This is a genomic window from Streptomyces soli, assembly GCF_003999195.1.
Classification (GTDB): domain Bacteria; phylum Actinomycetota; class Actinomycetes; order Streptomycetales; family Streptomycetaceae; genus Actinacidiphila; species Actinacidiphila soli.
Genome location: NZ_RJVR01000252.1, coordinates 1 through 8,327, shown reverse-complemented (window position 1 = coordinate 8,327; position 8,327 = coordinate 1). Strand labels below are relative to the sequence as shown.

The 8,327-nt window shown below is 71.5% G+C and carries 9 protein-coding genes and 2 pseudogenes; 7 read left to right on the top strand and 4 right to left on the bottom strand.

Features of this window, described 5'->3' with window-relative positions; all coding sequences use genetic code 11:
- Positions 1 to 313: pseudogene (locus EFK10_RS50860) on the top strand (sugar ABC transporter ATP-binding protein); the annotation flags it as partial.
- A gap of 15 nt (positions 314 to 328) precedes the next feature.
- Positions 329 to 700, top strand: a complete 372-nt coding sequence (locus EFK10_RS25485) for a YbjQ family protein (protein WP_127358003.1) — start codon at positions 329 to 331, stop codon at positions 698 to 700.
- On the opposite strand, the gene EFK10_RS25480 is transcribed toward EFK10_RS25485, so the two are convergent.
- Complete coding sequence (locus EFK10_RS25480; protein ID WP_127358002.1) at positions 681 to 1,466, bottom strand: MerR family transcriptional regulator; 786 nt, start codon at positions 1,464 to 1,466, stop codon at positions 681 to 683. The genes EFK10_RS25485 and EFK10_RS25480 overlap by 20 nt on opposite strands.
- A 55-nt stretch (positions 1,467 to 1,521) precedes the next feature.
- On the opposite strand from EFK10_RS25480, the gene leuE reads away from it, so the two are divergent.
- From leuE to EFK10_RS25465, 3 genes are read left to right on the top strand one after another with little or no spacing between them, the layout of a single operon-like run.
- Positions 1,522 to 2,181, top strand: a complete 660-nt coding sequence (gene leuE, locus EFK10_RS25475; RefSeq protein ID WP_127358001.1) for a leucine efflux protein LeuE — start codon at positions 1,522 to 1,524, stop codon at positions 2,179 to 2,181.
- Positions 2,182 to 2,206: 25 nt separating this feature from the next.
- A complete protein-coding gene (locus tag EFK10_RS25470) occupies positions 2,207 to 3,610 on the top strand; it encodes a glutamate decarboxylase (protein WP_127358000.1) in 1,404 nt (467 codons plus the stop codon).
- Between the two features lie 28 nt (positions 3,611 to 3,638).
- Positions 3,639 to 4,637: a cation diffusion facilitator family transporter gene (locus EFK10_RS25465; RefSeq protein ID WP_127357999.1), complete on the top strand. Its 999-nt coding sequence runs from the start codon at positions 3,639 to 3,641 to the stop codon at positions 4,635 to 4,637.
- Here EFK10_RS25465 and EFK10_RS25460 read toward each other — a convergent pair.
- Positions 4,632 to 4,823: pseudogene (locus EFK10_RS25460) on the bottom strand (M23 family metallopeptidase); the annotation flags it as partial. The gene EFK10_RS25465 and the pseudogene EFK10_RS25460 sit on opposite strands and share 6 nt — an antisense overlap.
- Positions 4,824 to 4,909: 86 nt before the next feature.
- Entirely contained in the window at positions 4,910 to 5,071 is a 162-nt protein-coding gene (locus tag EFK10_RS47760) for a hypothetical protein (protein ID WP_164836146.1), read from the bottom strand.
- A 153-nt stretch (positions 5,072 to 5,224) separates the two neighbouring features.
- Between EFK10_RS47760 and mreB the strand changes: the two genes are divergently transcribed.
- On the top strand, positions 5,225 to 6,253 hold the full coding sequence (gene mreB / locus EFK10_RS25455; RefSeq protein WP_127357998.1) for a rod shape-determining protein: 1,029 nt from the start codon (positions 5,225 to 5,227) through the stop codon (positions 6,251 to 6,253).
- A 130-nt stretch (positions 6,254 to 6,383) separates the two neighbouring features.
- On the opposite strand, the gene EFK10_RS25450 is transcribed toward mreB, so the two are convergent.
- The gene (locus EFK10_RS25450) at positions 6,384 to 7,412 is read right to left on the bottom strand and encodes a DUF2786 domain-containing protein (RefSeq protein ID WP_240677457.1); all 1,029 of its coding nucleotides are present in this window, start codon (positions 7,410 to 7,412) and stop codon (positions 6,384 to 6,386) included.
- 97 nt (positions 7,413 to 7,509) lie between these two features.
- Between EFK10_RS25450 and mptB the strand changes: the two genes are divergently transcribed.
- On the top strand, positions 7,510 to 8,327 hold an 818-nt coding region (gene mptB, locus EFK10_RS25445; protein WP_206305582.1), incomplete at its 3' end, for a polyprenol phosphomannose-dependent alpha 1,6 mannosyltransferase MptB.

The window sequence follows — 8,327 nt, the reverse complement described above, 5'->3', positions numbered from 1 at the left end:
CACGGCGGCCAGGCGAGCGGGCGCCGGCGGCTTCGGGCGGCTGGTGCAGCGCGCGGCGGCCCGGACCGGCGCGCAGGGCGGCCTCACCGCCGTCCTGGACGGCGACCGGGACCGTGAGCGGGATCGGGAGCGGCCTCCTGCCGACCAGCCCCGGGTCGTCCCCGGCGACCTGGTCGTCCGCACCGGCCCCGACCTCCAACTCCGCCACGGCGACCGGGTGCCGCTGCTGGTCGACCTGGCCCACCTCTACGTGTTCGACCAGGAGGGCCACCGCATCTGCCCCGCCCCCGCGCAGGCGCCGCGGCTGGAGTAGGCGCACGATGCCCGTATGGGTATCGACGACTACGGCGGCGGCCAGGGGACGCAGGCCGCCGTCCTGGTGGTGACCACGAACGACGTCCCCGGCTACCGCGTCGAAACAGTGATCGGCGAGGTCTTCGGCCTCACCGTCCGCTCCCGGCACCTGGGCAGCCAGATCGGTGCCGGACTGAAGTCGATGATCGGCGGCGAGCTGAAGGGGCTGACCAAGACCCTCGTACAGACCCGCAACCAGGCCATGGAACGGCTGGTGGAGCAGGCCCAGGCGCGGGGCGGCAACGCGGTACTGATGATGCGGTTCGACGTCTCGGAGGCGGCGGACGTCGGCACCGAGGTGTGTGCCTACGGGACAGCGGTGGTCATCACCCGCGACGGCGCGTAGCCCGTTCCGCGTTGGCGACGATGGCGTCGTGGACGTACTGCGCGGTGCCCGGCGCGATCGCCTCGTAGAAGGCGCGGAACCGCTCGTCGGCGAGATACATGCAGGCCAAGCCGGTGTGAATCTCGTAACCGCAGTCGTAGTAGAAGCGGCTGATGAAGGTGCGGTGCTCCTCGGCGAGGTCCATCGCGGCCTCGCCGTCCGCCGGGGCACCGGTGTCGCGCAGGGCGGTCAGGCGTGCGGCCCAGTCGTCCTGCTCGGCCTTGATCCGCAGCCAGTCGTCCTTGGTGTACGAGGCGGCGCGGCGCTGCGACTGTGCGTACGCCTCGGTGTTGCCCCAGCGCTCCCGGACCTCCTCCGCGTGCTGGTCGGGGTCGTACTCCCCGAAGACCTCGAAGCGCTCCTCCGGCGTGAGGTTGATGCCCATCTTCCGTGCCTCCATGGCGTGTTCCACGGCGGCGGCCATCTGCCGCAGCCTGTCGATCCGCTCGGTGAGCAGAGCGTGCTGGCGGCGCAGATGCTCCTGCGGGTCGGCCTTCGGGTCGTCCAGCAGCACCGCCACCTCGTCGAGAGGAAAGCCGAGCTCGCGGTAGAACAGGATCCGCTGCAGCCGGTCGAGATCGGCGTCGTCGTAACGCCGGTGGCCGGCATGGCTACGGGTGCTGGGCGACAGCAGCCCGATCTCGTCGTAGTGGTGCAGCGTCCGTACGGTCACCCCGGCGAAGCCGGCGACCTGCCCGACCGAATAGCTCGTGTCGCTCGTGCTCATGGGCACCACTGTCCTGCCTCACGTCGCGTGAGGAGCAAGTGCGATATTGGTCCACATGCTGGGGATAACCGACCTTCCGACCTATGTCCTGGGCACCGCACTGATTGTCCTGCTGCCGGGCCCGAACTCGCTCTACACGCTGTCCGTCGCCGCCCGCCGGGGCGTCCGTAAGGCCTACGGCGCCGCGCTCGGCGTCTTCCTCGGCGACACGGTCCTCATGACCGCGTCAGCAGCGGGCGTGGCCGGGCTGCTCAAGGCGAACGCGGTGCTCTTCGGCATCGTGAAGTACGCCGGGGCGGCCTACCTGGTCTGGATCGCGGTCGGGATGGCACGGGCGGCGTGGGACATGTGGTGTACCAGGCGGGAGGTTGCGGCCGCCGAGGCGCCGGCGGAAGGGGCACCCGCGGTGGCCGAGCAGCCGTTCCGGCGGGCGCTGGTGATCAGCCTGCTCAACCCGAAGGCGATCCTGTTCTTCATCTCCTTCTTCGTACAGTTCGTGGACCCCGGTTACGCTCACCCGGCCCTGTCCTTCCTGGCCCTGGGGGCCATCGCCCAGCTCTTCAGCTTCGTCTACCTCACGACGCTGATCCTCGGCGGCACCTACCTGGCCGCCCAGTTCCGCCGCCGCAAGCGGCTGTCGGCGGGGCTCACCTCGGGGGCCGCGGCGCTGTTCCTGGGCTTCGCGGCGAAGTTGTCGCTCGCGAGTGCGGGCTGAGCACGGCACCCGTATCGTCCGATGCATGGCCCTCCACAGAGGTGAAGGCGACCCGCGAGAGCTGGCCGTCAACCCGTTCTTCGGCGAGACCGACCCGACCGGCGGCATGCGCACCGCGCCGCCGAAGCACCGGCTGGCGGACGGGCCGATGTCGCCCCACGCGGCGTATCAGCTGGTGCACGACGAGCTGATGCTGGACGGGAACGCGCGGCTGAACCTGGCGACCTTCGTCACGACGTGGATGGAGCCGCAGGCCGACGTCCTGATGTCGGAGTGCCGCGACAAGAACATGATCGACAAGGACGAGTACCCGCGCACGGCCGAGCTGGAGCGGCGCTGCGTGGCGATACTCGCCGACTTGTGGCACGCGCCCGACCCGTCGGCCGTGGTGGGCTGCTCGACGACGGGGTCGAGCGAGGCCTGCATGCTCGCCGGGATGGCACTCAAGCGGCGCTGGATGAAGCGGGTGGGCGACCGGTATCCGGCGAGCGCGCGGCCGAATCTGGTGATGGGCGCGAATGTGCAGGTGTGCTGGGAGAAGTTCTGCAACTTCTGGGAAGTGGAGGCGCGGCTGGCGCCGGTGGAGGGCGACCGGCTGCACCTGGACGCCGAGTCGGCGCTCGCGCTGTGCGACGAGAACACCATCGGGGTCGTGGCGATCCTCGGCTCGACCTTCGACGGGTCGTACGAGCCGGTGGCGGAGATCTGTACGGCCCTGGACGACTTCCAGGCCCGTACGGGGAACGACATCGCGGTGCATGTCGACGGCGCCTCCGGGTCGATGATCGCGCCCTTCCTGGACCGGGACCTGGTGTGGGACTTCCGGCTGCCGAGGGTGGCGTCGATCAACACCTCCGGGCACAAGTACGGGCTGGTGTACCCCGGCGTGGGCTGGGCGCTGTGGCGGGACACCGACGCGCTGCCGGAGGAGCTGGTCTTCCGGGTCAACTACCTCGGCGGTGACATGCCGACCTTCGCGCTGAACTTCTCCCGCCCGGGCGCCCAGGTGGTCGCCCAGTACTACACCTTCCTGCGGCTGGGGCAGGAGGGCTACCGGGCCGTGCAGCAGACCAGCCGAGATGTGGCGATGTCGCTGGCGCGGCGGATCGAGGCGCTCGAGGACTTCCGGCTGATCACGCGCGGTGACCAGCTGCCGGTCTTCTCCTTCACCACCGACGACGGGATCGCCGCCTTCAATGTCTTCGACGTCTCGCGGCGGCTGCGCGAGCGGGGCTGGCTGGTGCCCGCCTACACCTACCCCGCCAACCGGGAGGATCTGGCGGTGCTGCGGGTGGTGTGCCGCAACGGCTTCTCGCAGGATCTGGCGGACCTGCTGATGGACGACCTCGGCCGGCTGCTGCCGGAGCTGCGCAGCCAGTCCGGGCCGCTGCCGGTGCCCGTCTCGGCTGCGACCGCCTTCCATCATTGAGGCGCGGCTGACGGGGCACCCGCACCGTATGGCCAAGGCGAAGGATCAGGAGACCAAGGGGACCGTCTTGATCGCGCTCACCGCGAATCTGGTGATCGCGGCGGCGAAGGCGGTCGGCGGTCTGGTGACCGGCTCACCGGCGCTGCTGTCGGAGGGCGCGCACTCGGTCGCGGACAGCCTGAACGAGGTGTTCCTGCTGGCCTCGCTGAAACGCAGCAGCCGGGAGCCGGACGCTCAGCATCCGTTCGGCTACGGCAAGGAGCGGTTCTTCTGGTCGCTGCTCGCCGCCGTCGGGATCTTCGTGATGGGCGGCTGCTTTTCCTTCTACCAGGGCATCATGGCCTTCCACGAGCACGAGCCGGAGAGCAGCCGCTCCTTCCTCATCGCCATCGCCGTCCTGGTGGTGGCCCTCCTGGCTGAGGGCGCCTCCCTGGTCCGGGCCCTCCTCCAGGTGCGCCGCGCCGCGCGGGGCAGCGGCCGCGACGTCCGCACCGAACTGCGTGCGGCCGAGGACCCGACTCTGCGTACGGTGCTCGCCGAGGACAGCACCGCCGTGCTCGGTGTGCTGCTGGCCCTGGCCGGCGTCGGACTGCACTGGGCGACGGGAAACCGGTCCTACGAGGCGTACGCGTCGCTCGGCATCGCGGTGCTGCTGATGTACGTGGCGTACCGGCTCGGCAAGGACTGCCGGGACAGCCTCATCGGCGAGGCAGCCGACCCCGCGGTGCGCCAAAAAGTGTACGAACTGCTCATGCGGCAGCCCGAGATCGACACGGTGACGTCGCTGCTGACGATGCGGCTCGGGCTGGACTCGACCCTGCTCGCCGCCCGCGTGGACCTCGTGGAGGGCATCGACAGCGAGACGCTGGAGGAGGCCCTGGTCCGGATCAAGCAGACCATCGCCGACGAGTACCCGGAGTTCGACCAGATCTTCCTGGACATCGTGGACGCCTCGCCCCGCGACCGGCAGCACGCGAGGCGGATGCGTCACGCACTGCGCCAGGCGGCGGATGACGCACCGTCATGAGTCGTGCAGGGGCACCCCGTGCTCGGCGATCCAGGGCACCGGGTCCATGCCGGAGCCGAGGAGCGGGGTGACGCGGACCTCGAAGTGGAGGTGGGGGCCGATGGAGTTGCCGCTGTTGCCGGAGAGGCCGATCCGGTCGCCGGTATCGACGCGGTCGCCGGGTTCGACGTCGAGGCGGGAGAGGTGGCAGTCCGCCAGGATCTGGCGCAGGACGCGTCGCCGGGGTCGTCCATGTCGGGCAGCACCTCGGGGATCGTCCGGCCGATGTGGGCTTACGCGGGCAGGCCGTTCATGTCCGCCAGGGCCGGATTCACGTAACGGTAGCGGAGCTCCGTGTCGAGGATCGCCGCCCCCGCCGCCGTACCGTCCAGAACCTGCCGAATGACCTCCTCGTCCAGCGGCCACCACGTGCCGCCGTCACCGCTGCCGCTCACCGCTCCATGGTCGCCCGCCGCCGCTCCCTCGGCATCCCGTTGCCGGACCCCCGAGCGGAGCAGCAGCAGGTGCGCGGTGGGGAGGACGCGCTGACGATGACAGAGAGGGCCGACACCGGAGCGGTCCGTATGCCCGCTTGGGGAGGACCCACAGTGACCGTCAGCCTTGCGCAGTTGCGCCGTTGCTCCGTGGCCGTGGATCTCGGAGCCGCAAGGACCCGGGTGTATGTGAAAGGGGCGGGGCTCGTGGTGGACGAGCCGAGCGTGGCCGCGGTCGACGCACGTTCGGGTGCGCTGATCGCGGTGGGCGCGCTGGCCGAGAAGATGACGGGCCGTACGCCGGACCACATCCGGGTGGTGCGACCGGTGCAGGGCGGCATGGTGGTGGACATCGACATGGCGCAGCGGATGCTGCGGCACCTGCTGGGCGGCCAGCTGCGCAAGGCGTGGCGGCGCAAGCCGATGCTGCGGGCGGCGGTGTGCACCCCGCACGCGAGTGAGCCGCTGGCGCAGCGGGCGGCGGTGGAGACGCTGTACGGGCTGGGGGCCCGGCGGGTGGAGCTGGTGGACTCGCTGATCGCGGCGGCGGTGGGATGCGGACTGCCGGTGGAGCAGCCCGAGGCGACGATGATCATGTTGAGCGGGGCGTCGACGACGCAGATCGCCGTGCTGTCGCTGGGCGCGATCGTGGCGGCCGAGACGGTCCCGGTGGGCGGCGACGCAATCGACCACGCCGTCGTGCAGCACGTGCGCAACCAGCACGAGCTGATGCTGCCGAGCCAGTCCGTGCGACCGCTGCATCTCATGCTGTCGGTGTCGGGCCCGATGATGCCCTGCACCGAGGTCCAGGGGCGGGATGTGGCGAGCGGCCTGGCCCGTACGGTCAGCGTCGACACGGAGGGTGTGCGGCACGCGATCCGTACGCCCCTGGCGTCAGTGGTCGACAGCATCGGAGCGGTGCTGCGCAGGTGCCCGCCGGACCTGGTCGCCGATCTGACGGACCGCGGGATCATGCTGGCGGGCGGCAGCGCGCTGATGCCGGGGCTCGACGCGATGCTGCGTCAGGCGACGGGCATGCCGGTGAGTATCGCGGAGCGGCCGGACGTCTGCGCGGTGCGCGGGCTGGGCGCGATGATGGAGGGCAAGGTCGTGCCGATGGTCATCGACCCCCTTTCGGCGTAACCATCAGGGCAAAAAACGCGATGGGGCAGCGTCCTGGCTCGTTTTTGGAGAACAGCGACATCTGAATCTCCAAAGCTTCGCGAGCACGAACGGTGCCCCCACTGGTCCTCAAACGCCGGACAGGCTGAACTCACGGGCCGAGCGTGGCTCGGTCTGCGGCGGCGGTGCCGTGGTGCCAGCCGGAGGGGTCGCGGGGTTTGAGGCGGTGAGTGGTGGTGGCGGGGAACATGCGGTCGGTGGTGGAGGCGACGGCGAGGTCGCGGGTGGCGAGGACGGGGAGGACTTCGGGGGTGGCGGCGGCTTCGTCGGTGGCGGCGGCGGTGAGGCGGTCGCGGATGCGGCCCGCGTAGGCGAGGAGGAAGGAGTGGCGGAAGTTCTTGGACTTGGAGGAACCGCGGTGCATGGCGGAGTCGGCCTGGAGGAGGAGGGAGGTGTAGAGGAGCTCGACGCCGTCGAGGTCGGTGGGGTAGCCGATGACGGTGGAGAAGCCGAAGTCGCCGGACCAGACGGACTGGCAGCGGTTGGCGGCGGCGACGGCGTCGAGGAGGAGGGCCTTGGCGCCTTCGTAGGGGCGGTCGACGCCGATGCGGCGGGCGGTGGGGCCGTCGGTGGGGTGCTCGGGGAGGAGGGCGTCGTCGATGCTGTGGCGGGCCATGAGGTGCTGGGCCTTGGCGCTGAGGGCCTCGGCCTCCTCGGGAAAGGCGGTGGATTCGGCCTTGGCGAGCAGGGCGCGGATGCGGGCGAGCATGCGGTGCGGCTTGCCCGGGCGGCCCGAAGGCGGGGGCGCCGCGAGCGGGGTGATCGCGGGCAGCCGACCGTACAGGCGGAGGAGTTCGAGGACGGCGGTGGCCGTGCTGAAGCGGTCGAGCCGCTCGCGGCGCCCGTAGGCGGCCAGAAGCTCGCCGGGCGGCTCGGTCGAGGTGTCGACCAGCAGCGACTCGGCCAGGGACACATGCTCGGGGCGCAGCTCGCGGCGGGCCATCCGTATGAGGTCCGGGGGCTCCCAGCCGCGCCGGCGGCAGTCGGCGACCACCCGCCCGGCGAGGGCGACGACCTCGGGGCCGGCCTGCTGCCAGTCGGCGGCGGCCAGCATCGACGCGCCGGCGTCAAGATCCGGATCGCGGTACGCCGCCTCCACCACCGCTTTTGTATCTCCCACGACAGCAATGGTCACATGGCCCGGTGTTCGCCTGGGCGTCGCCCACGGTCCACCGGGCGATGGCAACGTGCGGGCGGTGACCGCCCTCCGCCGCGCCATGGCACTCGGATTCGCCGGTACGACCGCGCTGACCGCCGGCGGGCGCGTGGCCGGCGCCCTGCCCGTACGGGACCGGATCGGGCTGCCGCAGGGCGAGGCGGCGGCCGGACTGCTCGTGGCGTACTTCGGGATCGGGCTTCTGGTCGCGGCCTGGTGGGGCCTGGGACGGCAGCTGCGCGGGGCCGAACCGCCCACGGTGCGGCAGCTGTTGGCGACGTTCGGGGTGTGGGCGGCGCCGCTGCTGCTGGCGCCGCCGCTGTTCAGCCGCGACGTGTACAGCTACTTGGCGCAGGGCACGATGGTCGGCTCCGGGATCGACGCCTACACGTACGGTCCGGACCGGCTCGGCGGTCCGCTGGCGGCCGAGGTACCGGTGATGTGGCGCAACACCCCGGCGCCGTACGGACCGCTGTTCCTGGCACTGGCCCGGGTGACGGCGCACGCCGGCATAACGGGGATGCGCCTGATGGCGCTGCTCGGGGTGGGGCTGGTCGTGGTCTTCCTGCCGCTGATCGCGCGGCGTTGCGGCGCCGACCCGGCGGCCGCACTCTGGCTGGGGGCGCTGAATCCGCTGGTGCTGCTGCACCTCGTGGGCGGCGCCCACAACGACGCCGTCATGCTCGGCCTGCTCGGCGCGGGACTGGTGGCCGGGCTGCGGGCGGGCCGGTGGCCGGTGGTGGGCGCGGCGGTGCTGGTGACCCTGGCCGCACTGGTGAAGGCACCGGCGGCTCTGGGACTGCTCGCGGTGGCCGCGCTGTGGGCGGACCGGCTGACCGGCCGGGCCCGGTGGGCGCGGGCCGCGGCGGGCACGGCGGG

What these genes read in the sequence shown, in the direction of transcription:
- leuE (WP_127358001.1), top strand. Translation starts at nt 1,522, where the DNA reads ATGCTGGGGATAACCGACCTTCCGACCTATGTCCTGGGCACCGCACTG.
- EFK10_RS25485 (WP_127358003.1), top strand. Translation starts at nt 329, where the DNA reads ATGGGTATCGACGACTACGGCGGCGGCCAGGGGACGCAGGCCGCCGTC.
- EFK10_RS25480 (WP_127358002.1), bottom strand. Translation starts at nt 1,466, where the DNA reads ATGAGCACGAGCGACACGAGCTATTCGGTCGGGCAGGTCGCCGGCTTC.
- EFK10_RS25470 (WP_127358000.1), top strand. Translation starts at nt 2,207, where the DNA reads ATGGCCCTCCACAGAGGTGAAGGCGACCCGCGAGAGCTGGCCGTCAAC.
- EFK10_RS25465 (WP_127357999.1), top strand. Translation starts at nt 3,639, where the DNA reads ATGGCCAAGGCGAAGGATCAGGAGACCAAGGGGACCGTCTTGATCGCG.